We start from the raw sequence: 24,786 nt of genomic DNA, 5'->3' as shown, positions 1-24,786 counted from the left end.
ATGCGAACTAATATGCCTTAGAACGCTAAATCATTCATAATTTTTTAATAAATATCGTATTTCATCTACTATTTTTCTAATAAACAGACTAATTTTCAGAATAAATAGTCTTTTTATTTTAAGTGTATTTTTATGTTTTGAGTTCGTTTGAACGGGAATATTCTCACCATACACATAATATTTCATGTGTAGAACAATCATGTTAAAACATTTTAACGACAGAAAGGAGAGATGTAACATGAACGGATTCAATCGTTTCCTACTCGTCCTGATCGGCATTCTCGGTTTAGTCAGCGTCGGTCTTCTTGTACTCGGCGTCTATGATGTTCCACGACTCAGTCCTTTGATTGAACAGTGGCAAGATCAACAATGGTATAGCTACACGATTTTATCACTTGGTGGCTTCCTAGCATTCGTATTTGTCATTCTATTATTCACTGGACTACTCAGTCGTTCAAAAGGACAACGTCTCCTGATTCAGACGGGTGACGGGAATATCACGATCTCTAAGCAAACGATCGAACGAACGGCACTCGAGTCGATTCGTGGTATCAACGGCGTACGTTCGCCACGCGTCAACGCGGATATTCACTCGAAAAAAGAAACCGTAGCGTTAGAAGTCGACTGTTCCGTCTTCGGTCAAGAAGGCTTGCCGACAATCGGCAAAGACATTCAAGAACGTGCCAAACATGCAGTCGAATCGTTGCTTGAACTACCTGTCACAAAAACACGCGTCCGGATCAGTGACACGAAGAGCAAAACATCTGAACGCGTCGTCTAAGATACGAGAGGAGGAAGATCATGAAAACGAGCGAAGCACTTCGTCCGTATCGCTACCGTCTACTCGGCGGGCTAGTCGGACTGATCCTCGCCATCTTGTTCTTGACGATCGGTTTTGGACCGACGTTGTTGATCATCGTATTCGCAACAATCGGTTACTTGATCGGTCAGTGGCGGGATAATGCGCTCGATGTCGAAGGATGGATTCAGTTCTTTCAACGGGATTGAGCATACAGAAAATAAAAAATCATTCAACTCACATTAAAAGGAGAGATTTCTCATGGCTAACGAAATCAACACGAAACAAAACGAAAACGAAGTAGTACGCGAAAATAAACTCACATTCGAAGATCAAGTCATTAAGAAAATCGCCGGTATCGCATCAAATGATGTCAAAGGCATCCTCTCAATGAGTGGTGGCTTCATGAGTGGATTGACAGATCGTTTACGGAGCACGGAAGATATCACAAAAGGCATCGACGCGGAAGTCGGCGAACGACAAGTCGCACTCGACTTAAAAGTCATCGTCGAGTATGGCAAAAACATCCCGTCGATCTTCCAAGATGCTGTAACGAAAATCAAAAAATCAGTCCATGATATGACAGGACTCGATGTCGTCGAAATCAATATGCATGTCGAAGATGTCATGACACGTTCTGAGTTCGACGCAAAAAGTAAATCGTCGAAAGAAGAGGAAGAAAAACGCGATTTGAAATAAGACCGTCAACTAGATAGCCGCATGAAATGGCCCCGTCTAAAAACGGGTCCATTTTTTACTTTTTCAATGCCCCACGTGCGTTCAACGCAGCAAAGATCACCATCGCGATGCTGAGAACAGCAGCGACGATCAAACCTTGCCAGTAAACCGACCAATCAATCTCCGGGCGCGTCAACACACTACGCATGCCTTCCATGATGTAGGTCGTCGGATTGATCGTCGCAGCAATCTTGAGCCACTCGGCTTCAATCAAGTCTTTCGGTACGAACGTCGTCGACAGGAAAATCAGCGGGAAGAATAAGAGCGTTCCGGCTTGAGCGGCTTGCGCATTCCGTGTCTTCAAAGCGACTCCAACCGAGTAACCAGCAAAGGCGAGTCCAAATCCGAGCGCGAGTAAGATCGTTAAGAAAAAGCCACTGACATCGACTGGGATCGATAGACCAAGCAAAAAGGCCATCCCGAAGATGAGTAATGTTTGAACGAATAATTGCAGCATCCCGGCAAGCATCGGTCCGAGGACGATTGCTGTTCGCGAGACTGGTTCAATAAGAGTCGTGCAAAATAACCACTCTCGATATCCTTGACAAGCGCTTGACCGGCGCCCCCCGCTCCACCAACAGCACCCGAGACGATTGAAACTGGGAGAATGAAGTTCAAATAATCGATGCTGTCGAACTGCGGTAAATTCGAGATTCCGGACAAACCACTCGTGTAGACGAGCAGGAAAAAGACACTGATGATCAAGTTCGGAATGAAGGAAAACGGATTACGTAACGTGACGAGTAGACTTCGCCGCATCAAAAACCACGTTTCTCGAATCATGTCACGACTCCTCCTTATAGGCTTGTCCGGTTAAACGAATAAAGACATCATCGAGTGACGGTTGTTTGACGACCAGTGACGTCGCAATCATCTTCCGTTCGTCAAGAAAGCGGACAACAGCGCGTAATGTCTCCGTTCCATGTGAAGGAATGACCAGTTGACCTTTTTCCTGACGTCCTTTAAACGTTTCTAAGACAATCCGCTCGTCCTCTTTTTCAGCAAGTGTCAACTCAATCCGTTCCTCTCCGTTTGCTGCCTTCAGCTCAGCTGCCGTTCCTTCCGCAATCAGTTTCCCTTCGTTGATGATGGCAATTCGGTCCGCCAACTGATCGGCTTCTTCCAAGTACTGTGTCGTCAAAAAGATCGTCGTGCCGAACTCTTCGTTTAATCGCCGGACCTCGTTCCAGATTTGTACACGACTCGCGGGGTCAAGCCCAGTCGTTGGTTCATCGAGAAACAGAACGGTTGGTTGATGGACGAGCGTCAAGGCGAGATCAAGCCGTCGTTTCATCCCACCGGAGTAAGTGCCCGAACGGCGCTTCCCATCTTGATCGAGTTCGACGAGTCGCAGCAATTCCTCTGCCCGTGTTTTTGCTTCCGTCTGACTTAATCCGAATAATTTTCCTTGTAGGACGAGTAATTCAAGTCCGGTCAAGTCTTCATCGATGCCGGTATCTTGTAAGGCGACCCCAATTTGCAACCGAACCTGTTTTTCCTGTTTGACGACATCAAATTCCTGAATCGTCGCCCGACCACCGGAAATTGGAATCAATGTCGTCAGCATCTGGACGGTCGTCGACTTTCCTGCCCCGTTCGGTCCTAGAAAAGCGAAGATTTCCCCGGCTTGCACGTCGAACGAAATCCCTTTGACGACATCCTTCCCATCGTACGTCTTCGTCAAGTTCTCGACATGAATCATCTTCATTCCTTCTTTCTCTGAATTCAAAGTCATGTCCAAGATTTTCCCGTTTTTTATGTTCTCGAATCAAAAAAAAGACACCTGATTCGGTGCCTAAATTTAAGCTCTAACGATTACGCTACAATCTGATACACACCGTACACGACACCGGCGGATACCACGAGCGTCGTGACGATCGACACCATCATCATCGTTAATCCGATTCCTGTTAATCGAACGGCTCGTGCTAACGCGAGACTAAACGAAAGCACTGTACCACTCGCAAGTACAATCGCCCCTGCGAATAACAATGTAGGATTGATCCATGCATCTCCGATGACGATCCATCCATAAGTGATACAGGCAAAAAGAACGGTCATGATGAGCCATCGTCTCGCTGACACGTTTTTCAACATATGGTTTCCTCCTAATTTGCTTCTACATACTTGTTCGCCCTTTCCCATTAGATTCCTGTTACTAAAAAATCGTGCCTCCTGTTATACGGAGGCACGATTCCTTTATGACGCTACTTGCCATTTCTCTTTTAATTGCTCCATCTCTTCTTGACCTTCGTGCGATTGCATCCACATATTGAAGACATCAACGACGTCCCCTTCCGACTCTCGGACGAGGTAGCTCTTCTCCGCCGGAATCCATTTTTCTTGAATTCTTGGTGCCGCAAGTCGTTTGTCGAGCGCTTCATAATGAATCGCCTCGACCGTATCGGTGATCATAACATCGACTTCGCCCGATGCAACCGCGTGCGGGATGTCGAGATTTTGTTCATACATGACGATGTTCGCCTTCGTGAACGTCTTACGGACGAACTGTTCATTCGTTCCCCCTGGATTTAGACCAATCGTCACGTCTGGACGATTGATTTGTTCGATCGAAGCAAGACGCTTAGCATCTTCTTTACGGACGAGCGGTGTCTTATGGAACGACAGATAACTCGACGTGAAGTCGCCGATGATTTCGCGCTCGATGTTTTTCGTCACACCCCCGACGACCATATCGAATTTCCCACTTGCGAGATCAGCAGATAGCGTCGGCCATGTCGTCGGGACGAACTCGACATCGATGCCGGTCGTCTTCGCGAATGAACGGATCACTTCGATATCGAACCCTTCGTACTCGTTCGTCTTCCGGTTCAAGTAGGTGAATGGTTTGTAGTCCCCGGTCGTTCCGACGACGATTTTTTTCGTCGCAAAGACGTTCTTCGCTTGTACACGTCGTGGTTGCTCCGTTTGCCATAGCGTCAGTAAGCTCGCAAACAAGACGCCACCTCCGACGACGATCCATCCCCATTTACTCATATGCTCCCGCTCCTTTCGCTCCGACCGTCTCACGTGTCGAGACTATGTTCCATTTTTTCTTCAATTTTTGAACTTGTTCTTGCCCCTCTGCACTTTCAATCCAGACCCGGAAGACATCTCCAAGCTGTTTTTGATCCGGTTTCATCAAATACGCCATCTCGGCTGGTTCCCATGCCTCTGTTAGTTTCGGCACCGCAAGATCGAGTTCTGTCGCGTAATGCAACGCCTCGATGTCGTCCGTCACCATGACATCGACTTGTCCGCTTTTTACGGCTTTCGGAATGTCCAAGTTGTTCTCAAAGACGGTCACATCTGCCTTCGGAAAATGCTTCTTCACGAACGCTTCGTTCGTGCCACCCGGATTGACACCGATTTTGACTGCTGGATTATTGATTGCAGCGAGCGAATTCAAGCGTTCGACATCTTTCTTCTTTACGAGCGGTGCTTTTTGAAAGGAGAAATACGACGATGTAAAGTCTCCGATGACCTCGCGCTCGACTTTCTTCGTGATGCCACCGACAGCGATATCAAACTTTCCTGATTTCGTATCCTCCGATAATGTCGGCCATGTCGTCTTGACGAACGTCACATCAAGATTTGCTGCTTTGGCGAACGCTTGGATGACATCGATATCAAAGCCTTGATAACGATTCCGTTCCTCGTTCCAGTATGTAAAGGGCTTATAATCCCCCGTCGTCCCGACGACCAGCTTGTGGTCTTCGAAGATCTCATGTGCTTCGGCATCCGTCTGTTGATTCCAAATCATCCAAGCGGCAACGCCTGTCAAAACAAGTCCTGCCAGTAGCCATGGTTTCTTTCTCATCGTATCTCTCCTTTCTGTTTCGTCGTTGCCCATTCACCGAATATTGCTACAATTTAACCCAAATGATTTTCGGTGTGGGTAATAGTCATTATCCTACCACACTTACACGTGATTTCAAGATAATTTGATGATTTTATGCATAAAAGCGTTAAAAAGATGTTTTGATGACGGTTGCAGTTCTACAAGTCGTCTTTCTTTACAGAATCCCCTCGTCTTTTCCATACTGAAACAGAATCATCAAATCGTGAAATGGAGGAATGGAACATGAGTCAGATTTTCATCATTGGTGCAAATGGTAAAGTAGGTCGTCACGCTGCTCGCTTACTGCAGGATTCGGAGCACGATGTCAAAGTAGGATTACGTTCCAAGGACCAGTTCAGTGATTTTGAGAAATTAGGTCATACCCCGGTCCATCTCGATCTTGAAGCGGACGTCGCGACGATCACCGATGCATTACAAGGATCAGATGTCGTCATCTTTACGGCAGGATCCGGCGGTCACACAGGAGCGGACAAGACGATGCTGATCGATTTCGACGGTGCCGTCAAATCGATTGAAGCAGCGGAAGCAATCCATGCAAAACAGTTCATCATGGTCAGTGCCTTGAATGCCGATTCGCCGGAAACATGGTCCGACAGCATGAAGCCGTATTACATTGCAAAACGCTACGCGGATCGTGTCCTGAAGGAATCGTCACTTAATTACACGATTCTTCGCCCAGGCGGACTATCCGATGAAGCCGGCACAGGAAACGTCACGACGGATCCGTCCGAACAAGCAACTAAAAAGATTCCGCGTGAGGACGTCGCCCGTGTCATTTTAGCTGCGCTCGGTCACGACAACGCCTCGAAGCAAGTCGTCACATTGCTTGAAGGTGACACACCAATTAACGAGTTGTTCTAATACAAAAGCTCACGTCTCAATCTCTGAGACGTGAGCTTTTTCGATGAAATCGATTATTGGTAGAGTTGCAGATACATCGTCCGCATCGTTTCAGCAATAACCGGTAAGGAAGCTGGAATGTCGATCCAGCGCCGACTATCGTAATCAAAGTAGAGCCCTTCCGTACGCATCTTCTCTTTTGTATTGATCTCATCGAACTCAAGAAACATATCCAGCTCATCATCCGCGTTCTGAAAGTCGTCCCACGGTCCAGGACCAAAATAAAAGAGTAGTCCTTCCGCATCGTAGCCAGCAAGCTCGTTCATTGCCCGTTCCAAATACGCTTCAGACTTGGCAGATGTCCTGACGGAGTCAGCGAGTGTTTGATGAATTCCAAATGCGTTTCCACTCATTAAGTGACGTTGCTGAGCCCATTCCCAGATGTTTTTCCAGCGTTGTATGAAAATATTAAACCGATATGCTTGTGTTGCTTCATCCCGTTCTCGCACGTCATATGACCAGGAAATCTTTTCTCCACTGATCCACATGCTTACGTGAAAGTTTCCCTCCCGCGCTTCATCATCTTGTAAAGAAGACCAATCTGATTGTTGTTGCTCAAGATACGTGAAAAGTGAAAATCGTTCTCCCGCTTTTTTTTCAAACTCAAATTCAAATCGCTCGATACGGTTCAAAATATTTTCCTCTCTTTATCTCATTCGATCACAAAGTCGATTCCAATCGGTCCTTCCACCGGAATCTCGTGAAGCAACTCATACTTTTGATTCGTAATGAGCAGTTTCCCTTTATCCGGTTTTTCAGGGTCAAATTCGATGAAATATGATTTTTTCGTCTCGGGATGAATATATACGTACTTGTACCGTTTATCGGCTTTCCAAAACTTCGGTTTGATTTCCTGAACCGAGAACGATTGTCCGAACGTCCATTTAACTAGAATTTGATGATCCGCATCTAGGTTATTCTGTGAGAATTGCTGAACGACTTGAATCCCTTGTGTTGCATCAATCATTCGAATCGGATCAGTACTATCAAAATTCGTATTCTGAAGAAACGGATAATACCGCTCGGTTTGTTCACCTGCCTCATTGATCCGAATCATCCAACCATCTGTACTAGCGAAGTATGCCGTATCGTCCTTCCCATAAAGGGCTGAATATGCATAAGGTTCTTCCTTGTTACGGTACACGATTGGTTTTTCAGTCTGTTTATTCATGAAAATCATCGCTGCTTTTTCTTCTTGTTCATCTTCACTACCAGCACTGGCATAAGCTAGATGATGCTCTAGGTCAATCATCATCGAATTTCCTGGTTCGAAGCGCGCAGGCGTCTCATAGTTTTCTTTTGTATCAAAATTAGAAAAGGTGTGCGAGAATCCTGTTCCTTGAGACGATCGTTGCGTACCGGTTTTGTATGAATTCAACGTCTTGAACCATGTATCCGTTCCAAAATGTTTGATGGATTCTATCATGGGATCGTGCTTGAAATACGTCACATGATGTTGAACAAACCGTCGCTTTGTAAAATCGAATGTATAAAAATAATTCGGATAGCCTTGCACTGATGCATACAACACATTCGGCGTACTCAGTTTTTGCACAAGCGTCATGTTCGTAAAACGTGGATCATGGACCTGTCGTTCGCTTACTACCTTTCCTTTCATGTTGATCGTGACAATCGAACTATAGGCAAGTTCAGGATCATTCGTTTTCCCTTGCCCCTGTCCTGGATAGACCAACATCACGGTGTCTTGTTGAGGACTAAAATCGATGGCTGTAATCGAAGAACGTGGTAGGACAGTTGCGTTTGTGCGACCCTGTTGCACTTTCATCCAGGTCGCTAAAAGGATACTTCCACTGACAAAAAACACTAGACTAAAAAAAATCCACTTTTTACGGATAGACTTATCCATTCGATTCATGACCCCTTGACTTGTTGATTTAAACAATTTCTTCTACCTAGTTATACACTGTTAGATCGATGTAGTACGTCTTTCTTACAACACTGTTAGACGAATTGACCAACTTTACAACATCCTCCTGAACTCTAACGACTAAAAAAATTCCTCACGTTTCATTTAGAGACGTGAGGAATTTTGAAATCAGGTTATATGCGTTTAATCCTGCTCCGCGATGGCACGCAATCCACGTAACGTTTGAATTTTACGTTCGTGGCGTTGCATCACGAATGAGAGACCCGTCACGATCGCGAGATTGAACCAGATCATCGTGTCGGTAGTCGGATTAAACAAATTAATGAGTACTGCAATGATGTTCACGAAAAAAACGACTTTATAGAGTTGCAAAATTCGATGTTCGTGATGGATCTGTGAATCAAAGTCCGAGTACAAATGAAATGGTTCATCCGAGGTCCGTTTTCTTAAGAAGACCCAGCGGAACGATGTATCCACGACTTCGATGCCCATCTCTTCCAAAAACGCAAAGTAATCCTGCGACTTCGGATGCTTTGACATGTTTTCTAATAACTCGATTCGATACGTGTACATACCAGGTTCACCTTTGATGAATATATAACGTCCGAGTCGAAACTGCTGTAAGTACCAGCCGTTGTTTGCCATCTCGTTTAACCACACTTCTTCTTTTGCATAATCAGCGTAAAAGCGATAGACCGTTTTACTACTCACCTTGATCCACTCCCATCGTTTCTTGTCCATGTCGCACGAGTTCTTTTAATCGATCTAGCTCTACCTGTAATCTCTCCCGCCCCTGATTCGTCATGATGTACTCTTTCTTTCGCCCTGCTTCTTGCTCGATCGCTTCAATCCACCCTTTATCGACCAGACTGCTGAGTGCGCCGTACAACGTACCAGCAGCTAACTTGACACGATCATTGCTCAACTCCTGGACGAATTGCATGATGCCATAGCCATGACGGGGTTGTTGAAGCGACAGTAAAATATAATAGACAGCCTCAGTTAATGCCGTCTCTTGGATTGTCCGTGCCATTTTCTCACTTCCTTATTCCGTCTTCCGTTATATCGTCTACCGATATACTAAAAATATCCTATTTCTAACAATTTGACAACAAAAAAACGTGATGATCCCTAAGTAAATAGGATCATCACGCTATATTGTTCGATTTTATGAAAAACATTTTTTAATATGTTGATAGTTCTTGTTGCCACCTGATAAGTTGCATACATCCGTAAATCCAAGGTTTTTCAAGACGTTTTGCGCAGCATTCCCCGTCACGCCTTTGTTGCAGTAGACGATCGTCGGTAACGTCGGATCCAATTCCTTCGCGCGTGTCCGCAGTTCACCAAGTGGAATATGGATCGCTCCGTCGACATGATTTTTCTCGAATTGTGCTTTCGAGCGTGTATCAATGATTTGGAACGACTTCCCACTCGCGACTTGGTCAATTAATTCGTTCGGTGTCATCAAACGCGCTGTTTTTTTGATGGCATTATCGAGTGCCATTCCCGTATAGAGAACGGGATCCTTCGTCGTCGCGAACGGTGGAGCGTAAGCTAAATCGAGATGGAATAAATCCTCTGCCTTCGCTTTAAAGGTGATCGCCGTCGCTAGGACATCAATCCGTTTGTCGACACCTTGCGGACCAACGATCTGGGCTCCGAGGACTCGCCCTGTTGCCCGATCGGCAATCGCTTTGATCGTCATCTCTTTCCCACCCATGTATTCCGGACGATCTGGTTTGATGTTATGCAAGACTTCGATGTCATACCCTGACTCACGCGCTTCTTTTTCCGTCAAACCCGTCTGAGCGACAGTCAAATCGAACGCCTTGAAGATACCCGTCCCTAAGATACCACGGTGCTCCGCTTCCTCACCCGTAATGACCATGCCGGCAATCCGTCCCATCTTGTTCGCTGTTGAACCAAGCGGACGATAAAGTGCTTCACCCGTGATGACGGAGAAACTCTCTGCGACATCGCCGACTGCGTAGACATCGGCTACATTCGTCTGCATGTGACGGTTGACTGCAATCGCTCCTGTTTTACCAAGCTCTACGCCGATCTGCTTCGCAAGACCCGTGTTCGGCTTGACGCCAACAGATAAAATGACGAGATCCGTCTCGATCGTTTTTCCACTCTCAAGCGCGACCTCAGAAATACGTTCTTCTCCGTTGAACGCTGTCACGGATTCGCCAAGCAAGAGGGATACCCCTTTATCTTTCAAGTGATCCGCTACGCGTTCTGCCATATCGCGATCAAGTGGCGGCATGACTTGCGGCAAACGTTCGACGAGCGTGACTTGAATGCCCCGATACGTCAATTGCTCTGCCATCTCGAGTCCGATGAATCCTCCGCCGACAATCGTTGCTGTCTTCGGATCGTGAGCATCAATGTAGGACCGGATCGCGTCGGCATTGCGGACATTTCGAACCGTAAAGACATTCTCATGTTCAACGCCTGGAAGTGGTGGAATGATACTTGAAGCACCGGTTGCCAGCACTAACGTATCATACGTGTCCGTGAAACGATCCCCTGTCAGGAGATTGACGATCGTCGCCGTTTTTGTCGCATGATCAATCGATTCGACTTCGTGTTGTGTATGAATATCGATGTTATATCGTTTTTTAAAGAAAGCGGCATCGCGCGGTGTCAATTCGTCGATGTCAGCGATCTCCCCACCGACGAAGTAGGGAATCCCACAACCTGAATACGAGATGTCCTGATCCCGATCATAAATCGTAATTTGCAACTCTTCACTGTTACGACGTGCTTTTGCTCCTACTGATGTTCCCGCAGCAACTGAACCAATAATCATCAATTTCATCTCTAGTTCCTCCTTAAAAATCAATAAAGTATCAAGCTGATATACAAGCCAAGCAATGTGATGGCAAGTGTCGGGATCGTCAGAATCGTTCCGATCTTAAAGTATTGACCCCAACCAATCTTCACGCCTTTCGTCCGAAGCACGTGTAACCAAAGTAATGTCGCTAAACTACCAATCGGCGTGATCTTCGGTCCAAGATCAGATCCGATGACGTTCGCATAGATGAGCGCTTCTCGAATCGTTCCAGTTGCCTGGCTCAAGTCGATCGCAAGGGCATCGATCATGACGGTCGGCATATTATTCATGATCGACGACAAGATGGCAGCCAAGAAGCCCATACCAAATGTCGCGGCTGCTAAATTCGTCGCAAAGCCATCAATGATGTCAGCGAGAACTTGTGTCAATCCGGCATTTTGAAGTCCGTAGACGACGATGTACATTCCAAGTGAGAAGAAGACGATCGCCCACGGTGCACCACCGATGACCTTTTTCGTCGGTACGCTCGGTGAACGGCGTGCCATCAATAAGAAGAACAAGGCGATGATACCAGCGACAAGACTGACTGGAATGCCGATGACGTCACTCGTGAAGTATCCGACGACCAGCAAGACGAGGACGAACCACGATAACTTGAACATCCGTTGATCCTTGATCGCTGTCGCGGGTACGACGAGCTGCCCGACATCATAATTCTTAGGAATACTCTTTCGGAAATAGAGATACAAGACGATCAGACTGCCTACGACAGAAAAGAGATTGACGAATACCATCCGTGACGCATACTCCGTAAAACCGATATTAAAGAAGTCTGCTGAGACGATGTTGACGAGGTTCGAGACGACGAACGGTAAACTGGCCGTATCGGCAATGAATCCGGAAGCAAACACGTAGGCTAACACGACATAATCCGGAAGTTTCAAGTGACGAACCATCGCGAGGACGATCGGTGTCAGGATCAAGGCTGCCCCATCGTTCGCAAATAAAGCCGCAACGACAGCACCGAGCAATGTCATATATACGAATAGTTTGACACCACCACCTCGTGCGATGCGTGCCATGTGGAGTGCCGCCCATTCGAAGAATCCAATCTCATCAAGAATCAGTGAGATAATGATCAGAGCGATGAACGTAAAGGTGGCATTCCAGATGATGCCCCAGACAGTCGAAACATCATCGAGATTGACGACTCCCGTCAATAGCGCAACGAGCGCCATCCCCATCGCGGAGTAACCGATGCCGAGTCCTTTCGGTTGTTTGATGATTAAGAATAAGGTGATCAGAAAAATTCCGATCGCTAGTAAATGTGTACCGGTCAATGCGTTCACTTCATTTCTGTATTAAATTTCGAGTGGTTCTATTAACGATTCGCCATCCTTGAACGTGTGCCATCAAGAATGGAATATCGTCTCAATTCCAATGCCTTGCTCGTGCTAATCCATTTCATCCATGGTGCTAGCAACTTCTGTCCGGGATGTCCGGAGTGTCCATTTCTTCTAAAATCGTCAATAACAACTTGTGTTGCGGATGATCTGGATTGATTCGAAAATAAATCCATTGTCGTTCACGTCGTTCCAAGATGAGATGGGACTGACGCAATAATTTTAGATGACGACTGACTGCCGGTTGCGAAATATCAAACATTTCGACGAAATCACAGACACAATGTTCCCGAACGTGTAGTCTTCGCAAAATTTCAAGACGTGTTCCATCGCTCAGTAGCTTTAAGAACTGACTCATCTCTTCTACCCGTTTTGCTGTCTCGATCAATGGAGAGTCCTCCTTTCTCTTAAACGTATAATCCATGCCTGTTACAGGAACGAATTTATCTTTTTCGCTTTTCACATAACCATATTATTATATAACATTTTTGTTATGCAATGATTTTTTCATAAATCTATCTCAAATAAAAAAAATCGCCATCTCATTCGATGACGATTCTTCTTATATTCTTCATGCAACAACACGTTGTGCTTGTCGTTGCTCCCTCCAACTCACCACTAAGCACGTTATGATAAAACTACCGAAACAAAGCAGGGATAAGTGCAACACTTGGGTACCGATGGATCCATTCATGAATAACAATCGACTGAATCCAGCCACGGCATTCGGAACCGGTAAGAACGTTCCGAGCGATTGATAAAACGGTGCCAACATCTTCGCTGGCACGATGTTTCCGGCAGTCATCAACTGGAAAGGAATCAATGCGACATTGATAAGTGGCGCAATCGGTCCAAATATCGCGAAGTTCATCTGTGTGACGGCGATACAGGTCGCGACAACGAGGAACTCGAACGCCCACAACTTCATGAACGGTGTCGTGATGTCCGTTAATACATGTGCCACAGAAACGAGCAGTAACGGAACGACTAGAAGAACGATTCCGTGCAACAGTTGGCGACTCCAAAATAGTGACCAGATTGAATGACGCTTACTTAAGATCGTGCTGACGAGATTGAACTGAATCCCCATCGTCATTGTTGCGATATAGATGACGAACCCGAGGACGAGTGGCAGCATCGACAAGGCAAAATCTGAGACGGCATGCTCCGTGACGACCGACGTCGTGAACGTCGGCTCACCATTCAACTGTTTGCCGATCGTTTCCGTTGCCCGCTCGAGAATCGCATTCGCAAATTCGGCATTCGTCTGGCTGACGTGTGCCGTCAGTTGACGCGTTGTATCATCCTTTTGTAGGACGAGATCGACTTCATTGGCATCGAGTGCTTCCAACCCTTTCGCTTCGGTCGGAACTGCTTGGACCGTGAACGGTGCTTCTTTTAGTGATGTGACGAACGGGTCGTTCACTTCGCCAACGACACCGACGTTCAATTGATCGAGTCGTTCCGTTGTTCCTTCGTAACCAGTCATCCAGACGACGAGGAACAAGAGCGGGACGACGATCGCGAAGACGAGCCCCACTTTCGTTTGTGTCATTGACCAGACATCTTTCCATGCTTTCATATTACAATCTCCTTTTATATGCATTACTTATAATATCATGTGCAACTATATGTCCGAAGGAAAACCATTCACGTCACATTCCGGTGAATGGTCTCAAGTGTTTCCTTTAATTGCTCGATTTGCTCCCGCGAGAGTCCTCGGAACGCTTCGAATTGTAGCTGATCGAGCTCTGGTCCGAGACGATCGACGATGTCACGTCCTTCTCGTGTCATCAAGAGCAGAACCGCTCGTCGGTCCCGAGGATCCGGTGTCCGAACAATCAATTCTTTTTTACCGAGTTTATCGAGAATCTTACCGATCGTTGTTTGATCACGTTCCGTCACGAGTGCCAGCTGCTTTTGCGAAACACCATCTTGTTTAGCAAGTTCACTCAGGACAGAAAACTGTTCCGGCGTTAAACCGAACGTCTCCATCCGTTTAGCGGCAGCACGTTTGAACGCATAATAACTACGAGATAATTGCATGCCAAGCGACCATTCCGATTCTTTCATCCCATCATCTCCATATAGTTGCACTACTTATTATTTATCCACTATACCTGAAGGAGAGCCAGTCCGTCAACGCTGTCATTTGGCCTGGCGCTGACGAATCCCATCGATATGCGCCTGTTGGGTGGCACGATCGACTTGTGAATGAACCCCGAGTTTTCCCGCGATCGTATCGACTTGACTTGGTGTCAACGCCTTTTCTGTCGCGAGTTGCTCAATCGTCTTACGTAAGACGTTTCGTTTCAAGACACGGACATGCGCTGAAACGACGGTGATCTTTTTGAGTTCACAGCGTTCGCTGAAGACGATCAAGGAGTGAAAGAGCGTAGGATCCGTTCCTTCTAAGAAACGTTGCATACTTTTAAGGTGCCCTTCATTTTGTTTAATCGGATTATAGAACCGTTGCTTGAAGCGATTCTGGAACTGTTGTGTCCACTGACGGTCCTGCTCGCGTCCGAAAATCCACCCGCTGTAGTTTTTCGATTCGAGCACATAGATGCCACTTTCATGAATAAACGTCACATCGATCTCCGTCGTACCTTCTCCCCGCGCACGAGGTAAATATGTATTAAACACATACGTGCCGTATCCTGACACTTGATCGAGTTGACGTGTCGTCAAGTACTCGCCCCATTTCCCCTTATCACGGACAATCCGTAAAAACGGTTCACGTGTCAGTCGATAATAACGACTGTTGTGATACGAGCTGCGTTTTACGAAGAAAAACAGACCAAACGTTCCGAAGAAGAACAGCACCATGATTAGTCCGATTTGAATCAAGAATGGCAAAAATGTCACTAATACATTATCCACTAGATTTATCTCCTTTCCATATTAACCCTTTATTTTCCACTATATCAGCATAATCAATTTCCACCTCGTTTTCCACTATTTGTTATGAATCATTTCCTATGGTACGGTGGACGAAAGGAAGGTGTTCACTATGGATTCTGTCGTCACGTTCGCTCCACTGATTGTCTTATTCTTCATTTGGATGTCCTTATCGCAAAAAGCGGACGAAGCAAAACGCCGCCAACAAACGATTCTAAAAAAATTGCAACGAATCGAAGAACACCTCGGTCTGAACGAAGTGTCTTTAGAAGAAGCAGCGTTACAAGTCGAACTGGTTCAGTTGCTCAAAGAAGGCAAAATGGTCGAAGCCGTTAAACGTGTTCGCGAATCACTCGGTTTATCCTTACTCGAAGCTAAACAATATGTTGATCAATTAAAAAGCGAGCACGGATTTTGAACAAAAAGACCATCTGACACGCATGCGTCAGATGGTCTTTCAATTACTTATTTTTCACGCAATCTTGTTCAAGCATTTGAATCCTTGGTCAATCAATACAATAAGTGAGACATATCAAAACATCTTAAAAAGATTCTTAGAAAATACACATTCAAGATGTTGAAATGATTTCTTTTACTTTCACACTAATCTTCGTGATGAACTCCTCTTCTTCAAGCGATGCAATGGAATGAAGTAGATACTCCTCATACACATCTCCGTCCATTTCAAAGTTTTGCTTCGCTAATGAATCCATAAGCTGTGTATAAGCAGTATCGATATTGTCAAAAGACCCTTTAAAATAGAGAACAGCGTATAATCCGGCCGGTTTTTTCTTCGAATGACTTGTTTCTACGTGACAAAACAAATGATGTAGGTTACCTTCCTCCAGCAAGAATTTTTCTTTTTCATACACGATTCCATGTGCAGCTGTACTTTTCACACCAAGTTTTTTTTAAAATACACTAGAGTGCTGATACAACTCTTCAATAGACAATGACCAATCTAGTTTTTCCTCACTCAGTACAATCGATTCTTCAGCTAACTTTTTAAAATGCACTTCTCCGAACGAAATCGCTTGCATTTCATCTGTCAGTTCTACGACACGATGTAAAAAAAGCTGAATATCCTGCAATTTTTTTAATTCAAGCGCGACTTGTTCACTTTGTTTTAATGCCAGTTGTCGCAACGATGGTATCGTCGGTGTTTCAAAATATGTTTTTAATTCTTTAATCGGGACTTCTACTTGTCGTAATGAATGGATTGCCATAAATTGATCAAATTGCTCAAACGTATAGTAGCGATATCCGTTCGTATAAGTACCAGCCGGTTTAAACAAATTAATTTTATCGTAATACAAAAGTGTGTCTTTGTTGATATCAAGAAGTTTTGCAAATTCACCGGTTGTAAATTTCTTTTGCAAATAAGTTTTCATCTTTTCTTTTTTTTACCCCCTTTACCCTGGAGTGACTCCATAGTTTATGCTCTTTTTGTGAGAGTAACATATACCTGCAAAAACGACCATCGTGTACTCTGACTAAAAATTATTTTGAATGAGTCGCTTAGGGATTCAAATCCGCTCATTCATGTCAGGAAAGGAAGACTTCATATTATGCCGAAACTGCTATACCCGCAACCTTAAAGATTAGTAACTTCGTCTGTGGAATGTTGTCTATCTTTGCCGTACTCGAGGAGAACTTTAGTGCAGCAATTGGATTTATTTTATTAGGGTTATTGTTTGATCTATTTGACGAGAGGATCGCTAGAAAACTAGGAACTGTATCCGAATTTGGAAAAGAACTCGATTCTTTTTCAGATTTAGTAACGTTCGGTATTGCCCCAGTACTTTTTGCTTATCATGTTTTATTAAGTGATTTTGGACAAATCGGTCTTTTCGTCGCTGTGTCATACAATGTCTGTGCATTACTTCGCTTAGCACGATTTAATACGACGCAAAGTGAGTTACCGACTTTTATCGGGTTACCCGTACCCGCGGCTGCTGTCATTCTACTGTTAACTACGATCTTCTTATCACCTATGTTCGTCGCCGGAATCATGTGCCTGCTTTCTTATTTAATGATCAGTCATGTGAAGATTCCACATGCTAAAAAAATCAGCACAGAAAATGAACAAACAATATGATGGCATTATTTGAATCGATGATTACAGACTATGGCTATCTCGCCATTTTTCTCGTACTTGCCTTCGGCATATTCAGCCTTCCGATTCCAGATGAATTGATGATTTTACTCGTTGGCTATTTTACAAAAATCGGTCTTCTACATTATGGTATAACATTTGTCGTCGTATGTATTGGGTCGTTCATCGGAATGCTATTCAGTTATTTCATTGGACAACGAGCAGGCCGTCCTTTACTTGATTGGCTAGGACGTTGGATGAGCGCTCCCCGAAAATGGAGTAGCAAAGCTGAAACGTGGATTGGGAAGTATGGTGCAGTAGCGCTTGTCGTGAGTTATTTCGTACCGGGAATGCGTCATTTCGCTGGTTACTTCTGCGGGATGTCGCATATGTCGATAAAAACGTATGCGTTCTATACCAGTATTAGTATTGGCATATGGAGTTTAATATTTTTAACCATTGGACGCTTTTTTTAATTTTTTAGGATGAGGTGAAAACAACATGGATTCAAAAATCGAGCTATTACCCGTAACAACAGAAGACTTACCAAAATTTAAAAAGGCATTACAAGATGACTTTATGAAAGGTTGGCAAGATAGCTGTCAACATGAAGACTTAACAGAAATGGGACCTATTCCTTCAGAGGAAGATATACAGCGTTCATTGTGTGCGAAGGGCGCTACTATTCTTCATATCGTCCTAGATGGTGAAAAAGTCGGAGGTGTGGTGCTACGGATTGATGAAAAAACACAGCATAATGAAGTCGATTTTATATATATAAGTGCAGATGGAAAAGGGATTGGTACGAAAGCCTGGGAAGCAATTGAAGTCGCCTTTCCACAAACAAACGTATGGGAGCTGCATACCCCGTACTTTGAAAAACGTAATATTCATTTCTATGTGAATAAGTGCGGTTTCCACATCGTCGAATTTAATCATAAAGGGAACCCTGGTCCGAATGTAGAGGGCGAAGCGCCCTCGTCCGATGAAGAATACGAATTCTTTCGTTTTGAAAAAGTAATGTCACCCTTAAAGACAAATTGACGATAAAAAAACAGACGACGGAGAACCCGTCGTCTGTTGCTATTAATCCCGTGCCGCAAGGCGATACAGGAGATCGAGTAATTCGATATAGAGCCAGATGATCGTCACGATCAATCCGAATGCTGCAACCCACTCCATCGATTTCGGAGCACCCGCACGAACTTGTTGCGAGATAAAATCGAAGTCCATCACGAGTGACAAGGAAGCGACGATGACGATGACGAACTGAATACCGATCGCAAGCGGTGAGCTACCTGTCATGAATGGGAGGTCGACACCGAATAACGAGAGAATCAAGTTGACTGCGTACAAGACGAAGATCGAAAGAATCGCCGCTGTGACTGCAGAACGGAAACGTTGCGTTACTTTAATCATACCCGTCGAGTAGACGAACCACATCGCGAATGCAACGACGAATGTTGCGAGGACTGCCTTTCCGACGATTCCTGGGTACATGCTTTCAAAGACGAGTGACAATGCTCCGACAGCGACACCTTCTGCCAGTGCATAGACTGGTGAAAGAACCGGTGCTGTTGCCGGTTTGAATGTGATGATCAAGGCAAGGATCAGACCGATGACGAATCCACCGATTAATGCTGGGAATAGGAACACTTGATTTTCTGCGAGGAAGAACCAACTGCCCCCTGCTGCTGCCGTGACGAGAGCGAGCATCAAGAAAATCTTGCTCATCGTCCCGCTTTTTGTCATTGGTCGTTCTCCGACACGTGCCGTATCGAATCCGCGACGCAATGCCGGGTTAACTTTAAAACGTGAAGCCATTGCTTTCACTCCTTTTTATGATTCTGTTTTCTACTACGATGGTTTCCCGAAAAAGTTTCAAAATAACCATTGATCAAGCGCTTTTAATTGTAACATGACGACTGGGATCGACGCTTTAGCATCAATTCGGTACGATTTTGCCTGTCCAATCAAACCGGACGTGACGAAATCGGCGTCTTCTAATGCTTCCCCGATCGGACCAAACGCATCACTATCGATTTGACGGTGTCGGTAATGGATGAATCGTTCCGTCGTTCCCTCTTTGATTTTACAGCCATCCTCGACGTCCGGACGATTCAATCCGTATTCCGCGTAATGCCAGACGGTTGTCGTATTCCAAGGGGAACCGATATGCAGAATTTGACCGTCCGCCTCGATGAAGCGTTCGATCGGAGAACCGGGTCCGAAGCCATTTTCTAATGTATGATCAGCAACGAATGTCACCGCATCTTTCCCCCAAGCGGTGACGGACCACATCGGGTGGTCGCTTCGAACGACGCCGGGATAGGTTCGGAAGACTTCCGGTACACGACCGATGCCGCGTGTGACCGTTTTTGTTGGATCGTAAGCCGGCATTTCACGGCGGATCGTTTCCCACCATTCTTCAGGCACAGCCGGTTGGCTCCAGTTTTTCGGATCTGAATTATCGGTGCTTTGCGCCGGCATCATGATTAACCCATCGGTCGTGACGACTTCCTGTAAGGCCTCGATCAGCGCTTGCACGCCACCAGGAATCCAGCCGATCTGTTTGAGTGACGTATGGACGAACAGCTTCATCCCAGGTGTCACACCTAATTCGCGTAACGCTTCTTTGATTTGTGATTTCGTGACCATGTTTCGTGTTTCCATCAATCTTAGCTCCTTACTCGACGACTAGTGTAATCGTCGACCCCGTTTTTCCTTGTTTGACCTCAATTTTGGCGTCAGCGCGTGACTTCAGTTCCTGGACATGACTGATGATCCCGACCATCCGACCGCTCGCTTGAATCGAAAGCAACGTCTCGATTGCTTGTTCAAGTGATTCTGGATCAAGTGTTCCGAATCCTTCATCAATGAACATCGTCTCAAGCGACACACCACCGCTTGCTTCTTGAACGACTTCCGACAATCCGAGCGCAAGCGCAAGGGATGCTTTGAAGCTTTCGCCACCGGATAACGTCTTGACGTGACGTGTTTGTGACGTGTACGCGTCAAAGACGTTTAAATCAAGCCCGTATTTCTTGAGTCCTTTTCCCGCCTCCGTTTTCCGTTCCAGCTGGAAACGACCAGAGGTCATCTCGTGCAAATGTCGGTTTGCGGCGAACAAAATCTCATCGAAGTAAGCCGTCTGAACATACGTCTCGAATGTCATTCGTTGTGCGTTTTCGCCAACACCGACGCGGGCGAGTTCGCCAATGATGCCGTATCTCGCATCCTCATCCTCGATTTGTCGTTGTAAGCTTTCCCAAGCTGCCATCAACTGATCGATATGTGCGCGTTCCTTCTCAAGCCCGACACGTCGGTCAGTGCGCTCCGTCAGTTCGAGCGACACCGTCTTCACATCCATCCGCAACTGTTCAAGATCCGGACGAACCTGCCCGTCCGTCTTCAAGCGAGCCTGTTCCTGTTTCAGTTTCAGTTCCTGCCGCTCGAGGCGATCTTGTTCCAAACGGTTTTGGAGGTGACGGAGTTCGTCACGAGACCGTCTTGCATCACGGAAGGCTTCGATCGTCGGAAACGCTTCTTCTGCCAAGACTGCGTGTAATTCGTTTTCGCGTTTCGTTAATCGGCCGCTTTGTTCAGCAGATGCCTCAGTCAATTGGCGGAAACGTCCTTGTTGTTCTGAGACATCACGATCGAGCTGTTCCTTCTCGCGTAGCTGGCGTTGTTTGTCTTGTTTGAACTGCTCAATACGTGTTTCTGCCTGTTGTTGTTCCTCACGGAGTGCTAGTAGCGACTTCGTGGACTCTCCTGATTGACTTAGGCGACCAGACAAGTGTGCCAATTCCGATTCGATAACGGTCCGGTCTTTGATCATTGCATCGATATTCAGTTGTAGCTGGTCCATGGATTGCTCGAGTTGTTGCAGGCGAGTCTCAAGACGCGCTTTTTCCGTCTGTGCTGCCGTTAATCGGGCTTCCGTCTGTTCGACTTCCCGAAGCTGTGCTGAAACATCCGCATGAGATGACTTGTTTTCACTCGTCTTTTGCATCTCGGTCGTCAGTTGCTGCAGACGCTCCGCAACTATCCGGTACGAGGATTGTAACTCTTGATGTGCTTGTTGCGCTTCTAGGAACCGCTGTTGTGCTACATCGACGGATCGTTCCTTTGCGACGGCGACAGCATGCTGCGGATGCGATGTACTCCCGCAAACCGGGCAAGCCGTCCCGTCCGTCAATCCTTTGGCAAGTTCAGCAGCCCGTTGTTCCCGTTCGTGTTTGCGGGCTTCTTCATACTGGCGCGCTGCAGCCTCTTTTTGATCCCGAACGCTCGTACCGCGGACGATCAGCTGTTGTCGTTCTGCTTCCAATTTGTCGTGTTCCGCTATCTTCGTTGCCAGTTGTTGCAGGATGAAGCGCCGTTCTTGCACCTGTAAGCGCTCTGCTCCGACGTTTTGCAATGGATGCAGTTGTTCTTGAACGTTCTTTCGATCCGTCCGTGCTTGTTCGAGTTGCTTCCGTAATGACTCTGGGTCAAGAAGCTTCAAACGTTCTACTAGTTGTTGCTGTTGTTGTCGTAAAGCCGTTTCTGCTTCCAAGCGTTCGCGCTCTTCTTGAATCTTTTCGAGACGACGACTGAGTTGCTCAATCTGTGGTTCCTCCGCTAGCAATCGATCCACTTTTGCTTGCACGACCTCTTGTTGCTCTTTCAAGCGAGCGATGTGCTGTTCAGTTTCCTGTTTTCGATGCGTCAGTTGCGTCAATTGTTCTTGATCCTGTTGCCACTGGTCATAGATCGGTCCGACGATTTGAGCGCGTTCAGCCGCCATCGCTTCTTCTTGCATCTGCTTGATTTCCGGTAAGCGGTCAATTAGCAACTGTTCCGTCTGTTGAAGTCGCTCCTGCTCTTGGAAAACCGCTTCAAGTTGCTCGCCTTGTCGCAATTGCGTCGTTTTCTTCTCAACGATTGCACGAGTCTCTATTTCAGCTTGACGTGCAGCCGTTAACCATTCGTCCCGTTCTGTCGTCAATGCCTCCATCCGTAACCGGATGTCGCCTTCCGTCAGTTCACTCCAGTTCGCTTGCAATGGTAATTCCTCAAGCTTTGCCCATTGTTTCGTCTTTGTTTCCTTGATGCGTGCCGCAAGATCGAGCGCTTGTCGATGCAATCGTTGCTGGAACTCACCATAATGTTCCGTCTTAAACAGCTGCTTCAGAATCTGCAGTTTGTCTTTTGACTCTGCCATCAACAGTTCGCGGAACTTATTTTGCGGCAACAGGAGAATTTGCGAAAACTGTTTATGGTCGAGCTGAATCAGCTCTTGAACCCGTTGCTTGATTTCTGGAATTTTGACCGCGAGCGGTTTCCATGTCGTTCCGTCCAACCGAGCGAGCTCGGCTTCATGCGAGTAGCCAGTTTTATTGACCGGATGTGGTTGACTTGGTTGGCGGATGATCCGGTACCGTTCCCCTTTAAGGGTAAACTCCAGTTCAACTTCCGTCTTTTGCTCAGGCACGGCAAAATGACTTCGCAGTTCGCTCATTTCCCGTTCGCCACCTGACGTTTCGCCATACAGGGCGAACGTCAATGCGTCAAAGATTGTCGTTTTTCCTGCTCCGGTATTCCCGGAGATGACGAACATCGTCCGTCCGGCAAGTGCCGTGAAATCAATCGTCTCTTCACCAGCAAATGGTCCAAAGGCGCGTAATGTCAGTCGTTCTGGGCGCATGTCGCTTCCTCCTTCAGGACGGCTTGCATCGCTTCCGTCGGTTTCTTCTCACGGACTGCTTCATAGAACTCACTGAACAGATCCGCAACGGATGCATCCTTGACTTGCTCACGCGACGCCTTGACCGCCCGCGTACTCTCGCGGACGAATCCAATTCGCTCGAGGTGCAGGATATTCGGATAGATTTTTTTCAGCTTTCCCATCGGATCCATCAAGGCTTCGCCGTCCGTTAGATTGATCTTTAGATAATCGTCCGTGTCTTGTGTCGCGACGAACGCCGGATCTGTCAGTTCAGCAAGACTTCCAGTCAGTTCCCGCAAGTCACGTTTCGGTGCAAGTGGTTCGAACCGGCGATCGAACGTACCTGTATCGTTCAACGTCAACACATCGACCCCTTTGACATGATTTGCTTCCGAAAACGAATATTTTAAAAGCGATCCGCTGTAACGAACCGTCTCGGATTGAATCGCAAGCGGATTGTGCAAATGACCAAGTGCCGTATAGGTGAACGGTGCAAACTGGCTCGCACTGACCTGCCCTGCCGTTCCGACGGACAATTGTCGCTCCGAATCCGTCTCGAGTCCACCGATCACAAAGGCATGACCGACGAGGACACTCGGTCCGTCCGGAATACATCCGGCAAGGATCGTCCGCATCGCATCATCATGTGTCTTGATCGTTTCGTCTTGATGCACGTACCGAACGGTCGCTGGATCCGCAAATGGCACCGGGTAAAACGACACTCCTTTGATCGTGACCGGAGTAATGACCGGCGTTAGTTTTCCGACGAGATGCAGACCTGCTCGTTGGAGTAACGTCGTTCCGAAACTCAAGCGTTCGGCCGAGTCATGGTTCCCGCTAATCGCAACGACCGGGATATCCCGGTCAAGGATCAAGGCAGCCAGTGTCTCATCGAGTAGTTCGACGGCTTCCGTCGGTGGCACGGCACGGTCGTATAAGTCACCTGCAATGACGATCGCATCCGGCTGTTCGCGGTCGACGAGTGCCAAAAAATCCGCTAAGACCGCCCGCTGGTTCTCGAGCATCGACTCGCCATGAACGATTTTGCCGAGATGCCAATCGGCAGTATGTATCCATTTCATCTTCATCACACTCACTTTTTGAATATAGTAGCTTAAGTGTAGCATGCAAGCGTTCGTTCTGCGACGAACATCTGTTTGGAACACAAAAAGCAGAAGTTTTCGTGTTGCACATCAATCCAATGATACGTAATGACGAAAAAAGTGTAATTCTTCTCGACTAAGAGAAAAACTACACATTAGTTTCAATAGAAAATAGATAGAACGTTTACTTTTTATCTACAGTCTGTTTTAGTTTTCTTTTCCCATCTGTAACAATCAAAGTAATACCTATGATACATTCCAAAAGAATGATCCACCAAGTAAGGCTCGGAATCATGTCAATCGCATCACCTCCGACACTTTTGTACACCTCTAGCTCTCTAAGAAATAAAAACTCAGCTAAGTAAATAGATAGCCATAGTTTAGTCAAAGCTACTAATACAAAACAAAATCCCATCTTACGCAATTAAAACCCTCCGATTACTATATAACTTAAAATTGTTTAAACTTGATATTACATCGCTATTTATAATTATAGAAATGAGTTAATCAATAGTATTTACTTTACCATTTTATTTTTTTGTGAATCAATAATATGGCTAATATAGAAAATTTTATTAGTT

General features: G+C 46.1%; 31 protein-coding genes. 8 read left to right on the top strand and 23 right to left on the bottom strand.

Annotated features, from left to right (window positions below):
• Positions 1-238 precede the first annotated feature (238 nt).
• Genes amaP through L985_RS06605 form a run of 3 tightly spaced genes read left to right on the top strand, consistent with a single transcriptional unit; the run spans position 239 to position 1,498 of the window.
• Positions 239-781 (top strand): alkaline shock response membrane anchor protein AmaP, encoded by a 543-nt coding sequence (gene amaP, locus L985_RS06615; RefSeq protein WP_047396014.1) that lies wholly within the window; start codon positions 239-241, stop codon positions 779-781.
• A 20-nt stretch (positions 782-801) separates the two neighbouring features.
• Positions 802-1,008 carry a DUF2273 domain-containing protein gene (locus L985_RS06610; protein ID WP_029341361.1) on the top strand — a complete coding sequence of 69 codons (207 nt, stop codon included), beginning with the start codon at positions 802-804 and terminating at the stop codon, positions 1,006-1,008.
• 52 nt (positions 1,009-1,060) lie between these two features.
• The gene (locus L985_RS06605; RefSeq protein WP_047396019.1) at positions 1,061-1,498 is read left to right on the top strand and encodes an Asp23/Gls24 family envelope stress response protein; all 438 of its coding nucleotides are present in this window, start codon (positions 1,061-1,063) and stop codon (positions 1,496-1,498) included.
• Positions 1,499-1,553: 55 nt separating this feature from the next.
• On the opposite strand, the gene L985_RS17115 is transcribed toward L985_RS06605, so the two are convergent.
• The 6 genes from L985_RS17115 to L985_RS06580 all read right to left on the bottom strand — a co-directional run bounded on the left by L985_RS17115 (position 1,554) and on the right by L985_RS06580 (position 5,357).
• Positions 1,554-1,994, bottom strand: a complete 441-nt coding sequence (locus L985_RS17115; RefSeq protein ID WP_235609870.1) for an ABC transporter permease — start codon at positions 1,992-1,994, stop codon at positions 1,554-1,556.
• Positions 1,901-2,320, bottom strand: a complete 420-nt coding sequence (locus L985_RS17110; RefSeq protein ID WP_235609868.1) for a hypothetical protein — start codon at positions 2,318-2,320, stop codon at positions 1,901-1,903. Before L985_RS17110 ends, L985_RS17115 begins: the two co-directional genes overlap by 94 nt.
• A gap of 1 nt (position 2,321) precedes the next feature.
• On the bottom strand, positions 2,322-3,245 hold the full coding sequence (locus L985_RS06595) for an ATP-binding cassette domain-containing protein (protein WP_047396178.1): 924 nt from the start codon (positions 3,243-3,245) through the stop codon (positions 2,322-2,324).
• 107 nt (positions 3,246-3,352) lie between these two features.
• Positions 3,353-3,634, bottom strand: coding sequence for a hypothetical protein (locus L985_RS06590; protein ID WP_047396025.1), 282 nt, complete (start codon positions 3,632-3,634; stop codon positions 3,353-3,355).
• Positions 3,635-3,736: 102 nt separating this feature from the next.
• Positions 3,737-4,534, bottom strand: a complete 798-nt coding sequence (locus tag L985_RS06585) for a transporter substrate-binding domain-containing protein (RefSeq protein WP_047396029.1) — start codon at positions 4,532-4,534, stop codon at positions 3,737-3,739.
• On the bottom strand, positions 4,527-5,357 hold the full coding sequence (locus L985_RS06580; protein ID WP_047396032.1) for a transporter substrate-binding domain-containing protein: 831 nt from the start codon (positions 5,355-5,357) through the stop codon (positions 4,527-4,529). The genes L985_RS06585 and L985_RS06580 overlap by 8 nt, the downstream gene beginning before the upstream one ends.
• A gap of 264 nt (positions 5,358-5,621) precedes the next feature.
• Here L985_RS06580 and L985_RS06575 point away from each other — a divergent pair, with 264 nt between their 5' ends.
• The gene (locus tag L985_RS06575; protein ID WP_047396036.1) at positions 5,622-6,260 is read left to right on the top strand and encodes an SDR family oxidoreductase; all 639 of its coding nucleotides are present in this window, start codon (positions 5,622-5,624) and stop codon (positions 6,258-6,260) included.
• A 53-nt stretch (positions 6,261-6,313) separates the two neighbouring features.
• Here L985_RS06575 and L985_RS06570 read toward each other — a convergent pair whose 3' ends face one another.
• The 10 genes from L985_RS06570 to L985_RS06525 all read right to left on the bottom strand — a co-directional run bounded on the left by L985_RS06570 (position 6,314) and on the right by L985_RS06525 (position 15,276).
• Positions 6,314-6,931: a hypothetical protein gene (locus tag L985_RS06570; RefSeq protein WP_029341353.1), complete on the bottom strand. Its 618-nt coding sequence runs from the start codon at positions 6,929-6,931 to the stop codon at positions 6,314-6,316.
• Between the two features lie 20 nt (positions 6,932-6,951).
• Positions 6,952-8,085 carry a hypothetical protein gene (locus L985_RS06565; RefSeq protein WP_148662011.1) on the bottom strand — a complete coding sequence of 378 codons (1,134 nt, stop codon included), beginning with the start codon at positions 8,083-8,085 and terminating at the stop codon, positions 6,952-6,954.
• 285 nt (positions 8,086-8,370) lie between these two features.
• Positions 8,371-8,898 carry a DUF2812 domain-containing protein gene (locus tag L985_RS06560; protein ID WP_052169512.1) on the bottom strand — a complete coding sequence of 176 codons (528 nt, stop codon included), beginning with the start codon at positions 8,896-8,898 and terminating at the stop codon, positions 8,371-8,373.
• On the bottom strand, positions 8,891-9,220 hold the full coding sequence (locus L985_RS06555) for a PadR family transcriptional regulator (RefSeq protein WP_029341350.1): 330 nt from the start codon (positions 9,218-9,220) through the stop codon (positions 8,891-8,893). Before L985_RS06555 ends, L985_RS06560 begins: the two co-directional genes overlap by 8 nt.
• 135 nt (positions 9,221-9,355) lie before the next feature.
• Positions 9,356-11,014, bottom strand: a complete 1,659-nt coding sequence (locus L985_RS06550; protein WP_029341349.1) for an FAD-dependent oxidoreductase — start codon at positions 11,012-11,014, stop codon at positions 9,356-9,358.
• Positions 11,015-11,034: 20 nt separating this feature from the next.
• A complete protein-coding gene (locus tag L985_RS06545; protein ID WP_047396041.1) occupies positions 11,035-12,339 on the bottom strand; it encodes an arsenic transporter in 1,305 nt (434 codons plus the stop codon).
• A 127-nt stretch (positions 12,340-12,466) separates the two neighbouring features.
• Positions 12,467-12,781, bottom strand: coding sequence for an ArsR/SmtB family transcription factor (locus tag L985_RS06540; protein ID WP_029341347.1), 315 nt, complete (start codon positions 12,779-12,781; stop codon positions 12,467-12,469).
• A gap of 183 nt (positions 12,782-12,964) precedes the next feature.
• The gene (locus L985_RS06535; RefSeq protein ID WP_047396044.1) at positions 12,965-13,975 is read right to left on the bottom strand and encodes an ABC-2 transporter permease; all 1,011 of its coding nucleotides are present in this window, start codon (positions 13,973-13,975) and stop codon (positions 12,965-12,967) included.
• 68 nt (positions 13,976-14,043) lie between these two features.
• Entirely contained in the window at positions 14,044-14,466 is a 423-nt protein-coding gene (locus L985_RS06530) for a MarR family winged helix-turn-helix transcriptional regulator (protein ID WP_029341345.1), read from the bottom strand.
• A 75-nt stretch (positions 14,467-14,541) separates the two neighbouring features.
• Positions 14,542-15,276, bottom strand: coding sequence for a nuclease-related domain-containing protein (locus L985_RS06525; protein WP_029341344.1), 735 nt, complete (start codon positions 15,274-15,276; stop codon positions 14,542-14,544).
• A 130-nt stretch (positions 15,277-15,406) separates the two neighbouring features.
• Between L985_RS06525 and L985_RS06520 the strand changes: the two genes are divergently transcribed.
• Positions 15,407-15,712 carry a hypothetical protein gene (locus L985_RS06520; RefSeq protein ID WP_047396048.1) on the top strand — a complete coding sequence of 102 codons (306 nt, stop codon included), beginning with the start codon at positions 15,407-15,409 and terminating at the stop codon, positions 15,710-15,712.
• A 151-nt stretch (positions 15,713-15,863) separates the two neighbouring features.
• Here L985_RS06520 and L985_RS17105 read toward each other — a convergent pair whose 3' ends face one another.
• A complete protein-coding gene (locus L985_RS17105) occupies positions 15,864-16,166 on the bottom strand; it encodes a GyrI-like domain-containing protein (RefSeq protein ID WP_235609867.1) in 303 nt (100 codons plus the stop codon).
• A 39-nt stretch (positions 16,167-16,205) separates the two neighbouring features.
• Positions 16,206-16,685 carry a MerR family transcriptional regulator gene (locus L985_RS17100; RefSeq protein ID WP_235609865.1) on the bottom strand — a complete coding sequence of 160 codons (480 nt, stop codon included), beginning with the start codon at positions 16,683-16,685 and terminating at the stop codon, positions 16,206-16,208.
• 191 nt (positions 16,686-16,876) lie between these two features.
• On the opposite strand from L985_RS17100, the gene pssA reads away from it, so the two are divergent.
• The 3 genes from pssA to L985_RS06500 are packed head-to-tail and all read left to right on the top strand — an operon-like array spanning position 16,877 to position 18,433.
• Complete coding sequence (gene pssA / locus L985_RS06510; protein WP_047396051.1) at positions 16,877-17,392, top strand: CDP-diacylglycerol--serine O-phosphatidyltransferase; 516 nt, start codon at positions 16,877-16,879, stop codon at positions 17,390-17,392.
• Positions 17,392-17,865, top strand: coding sequence for a DedA family protein (locus tag L985_RS06505; RefSeq protein WP_047396184.1), 474 nt, complete (start codon positions 17,392-17,394; stop codon positions 17,863-17,865). The genes pssA and L985_RS06505 overlap by 1 nt, the downstream gene beginning before the upstream one ends.
• A gap of 25 nt (positions 17,866-17,890) precedes the next feature.
• The gene (locus tag L985_RS06500) at positions 17,891-18,433 is read left to right on the top strand and encodes a GNAT family N-acetyltransferase (RefSeq protein ID WP_047396054.1); all 543 of its coding nucleotides are present in this window, start codon (positions 17,891-17,893) and stop codon (positions 18,431-18,433) included.
• Between the two features lie 42 nt (positions 18,434-18,475).
• Here L985_RS06500 and L985_RS06495 read toward each other — a convergent pair whose 3' ends face one another.
• The 5 genes from L985_RS06495 to L985_RS06475 form a co-directional block, all read right to left on the bottom strand.
• Positions 18,476-19,213, bottom strand: coding sequence for a Bax inhibitor-1/YccA family protein (locus tag L985_RS06495; protein ID WP_047396056.1), 738 nt, complete (start codon positions 19,211-19,213; stop codon positions 18,476-18,478).
• 57 nt (positions 19,214-19,270) lie between these two features.
• Positions 19,271-20,062, bottom strand: a complete 792-nt coding sequence (locus tag L985_RS06490) for an AAC(3) family N-acetyltransferase (RefSeq protein WP_047396058.1) — start codon at positions 20,060-20,062, stop codon at positions 19,271-19,273.
• A gap of 13 nt (positions 20,063-20,075) precedes the next feature.
• Entirely contained in the window at positions 20,076-23,081 is a 3,006-nt protein-coding gene (locus L985_RS06485) for an AAA family ATPase (RefSeq protein WP_047396061.1), read from the bottom strand.
• Positions 23,063-24,184, bottom strand: coding sequence for an exonuclease SbcCD subunit D (locus L985_RS06480; RefSeq protein WP_047396187.1), 1,122 nt, complete (start codon positions 24,182-24,184; stop codon positions 23,063-23,065). Before L985_RS06480 ends, L985_RS06485 begins: the two co-directional genes overlap by 19 nt.
• Positions 24,185-24,389: 205 nt before the next feature.
• Positions 24,390-24,629, bottom strand: coding sequence for a hypothetical protein (locus L985_RS06475; RefSeq protein WP_047396064.1), 240 nt, complete (start codon positions 24,627-24,629; stop codon positions 24,390-24,392).
• Between the last annotated feature and the right edge of the window lie 157 nt (positions 24,630-24,786).

This window comes from Exiguobacterium sp. ZWU0009 (genome assembly GCF_000798935.2).
GTDB lineage: Bacteria > Bacillota > Bacilli > Exiguobacteriales > Exiguobacteriaceae > Exiguobacterium_A > Exiguobacterium_A acetylicum.
Note: the sequence above shows the minus strand (reverse complement) of the source record. Positions and strands in the feature narration are given on the sequence as shown.

What these genes read in the sequence shown, in the direction of transcription:
- amaP (WP_047396014.1), top strand. Translation starts at nt 239, where the DNA reads ATGAACGGATTCAATCGTTTCCTACTCGTCCTGATCGGCATTCTCGGT.
- L985_RS06610 (WP_029341361.1), top strand. Translation starts at nt 802, where the DNA reads ATGAAAACGAGCGAAGCACTTCGTCCGTATCGCTACCGTCTACTCGGC.
- L985_RS06605 (WP_047396019.1), top strand. Translation starts at nt 1,061, where the DNA reads ATGGCTAACGAAATCAACACGAAACAAAACGAAAACGAAGTAGTACGC.
- L985_RS17115 (WP_235609870.1), bottom strand. Translation starts at nt 1,994, where the DNA reads ATGCTGCAATTATTCGTTCAAACATTACTCATCTTCGGGATGGCCTTT.
- L985_RS17110 (WP_235609868.1), bottom strand. Translation starts at nt 2,320, where the DNA reads ATGATTCGAGAAACGTGGTTTTTGATGCGGCGAAGTCTACTCGTCACG.
- L985_RS06595 (WP_047396178.1), bottom strand. Translation starts at nt 3,245, where the DNA reads ATGAAGATGATTCATGTCGAGAACTTGACGAAGACGTACGATGGGAAG.
- L985_RS06590 (WP_047396025.1), bottom strand. Translation starts at nt 3,634, where the DNA reads ATGTTGAAAAACGTGTCAGCGAGACGATGGCTCATCATGACCGTTCTT.
- L985_RS06585 (WP_047396029.1), bottom strand. Translation starts at nt 4,534, where the DNA reads ATGAGTAAATGGGGATGGATCGTCGTCGGAGGTGGCGTCTTGTTTGCG.
- L985_RS06580 (WP_047396032.1), bottom strand. Translation starts at nt 5,357, where the DNA reads ATGAGAAAGAAACCATGGCTACTGGCAGGACTTGTTTTGACAGGCGTT.
- L985_RS06575 (WP_047396036.1), top strand. Translation starts at nt 5,622, where the DNA reads ATGAGTCAGATTTTCATCATTGGTGCAAATGGTAAAGTAGGTCGTCAC.
- L985_RS06565 (WP_148662011.1), bottom strand. Translation starts at nt 8,085, where the DNA reads ATGAAAGTGCAACAGGGTCGCACAAACGCAACTGTCCTACCACGTTCT.
- L985_RS06555 (WP_029341350.1), bottom strand. Translation starts at nt 9,220, where the DNA reads ATGGCACGGACAATCCAAGAGACGGCATTAACTGAGGCTGTCTATTAT.
- L985_RS06550 (WP_029341349.1), bottom strand. Translation starts at nt 11,014, where the DNA reads ATGAAATTGATGATTATTGGTTCAGTTGCTGCGGGAACATCAGTAGGA.
- L985_RS06535 (WP_047396044.1), bottom strand. Translation starts at nt 13,975, where the DNA reads ATGAAAGCATGGAAAGATGTCTGGTCAATGACACAAACGAAAGTGGGG.
- L985_RS06530 (WP_029341345.1), bottom strand. Translation starts at nt 14,466, where the DNA reads ATGAAAGAATCGGAATGGTCGCTTGGCATGCAATTATCTCGTAGTTAT.
- L985_RS06520 (WP_047396048.1), top strand. Translation starts at nt 15,407, where the DNA reads ATGGATTCTGTCGTCACGTTCGCTCCACTGATTGTCTTATTCTTCATT.
- L985_RS17100 (WP_235609865.1), bottom strand. Translation starts at nt 16,685, where the DNA reads ATGAAAACTTATTTGCAAAAGAAATTTACAACCGGTGAATTTGCAAAA.
- L985_RS06505 (WP_047396184.1), top strand. Translation starts at nt 17,392, where the DNA reads ATGGCATTATTTGAATCGATGATTACAGACTATGGCTATCTCGCCATT.
- L985_RS06500 (WP_047396054.1), top strand. Translation starts at nt 17,891, where the DNA reads ATGGATTCAAAAATCGAGCTATTACCCGTAACAACAGAAGACTTACCA.
- L985_RS06495 (WP_047396056.1), bottom strand. Translation starts at nt 19,213, where the DNA reads ATGGCTTCACGTTTTAAAGTTAACCCGGCATTGCGTCGCGGATTCGAT.
- L985_RS06490 (WP_047396058.1), bottom strand. Translation starts at nt 20,062, where the DNA reads ATGGAAACACGAAACATGGTCACGAAATCACAAATCAAAGAAGCGTTA.
- L985_RS06485 (WP_047396061.1), bottom strand. Translation starts at nt 23,081, where the DNA reads ATGCGCCCAGAACGACTGACATTACGCGCCTTTGGACCATTTGCTGGT.
- L985_RS06480 (WP_047396187.1), bottom strand. Translation starts at nt 24,184, where the DNA reads ATGAAATGGATACATACTGCCGATTGGCATCTCGGCAAAATCGTTCAT.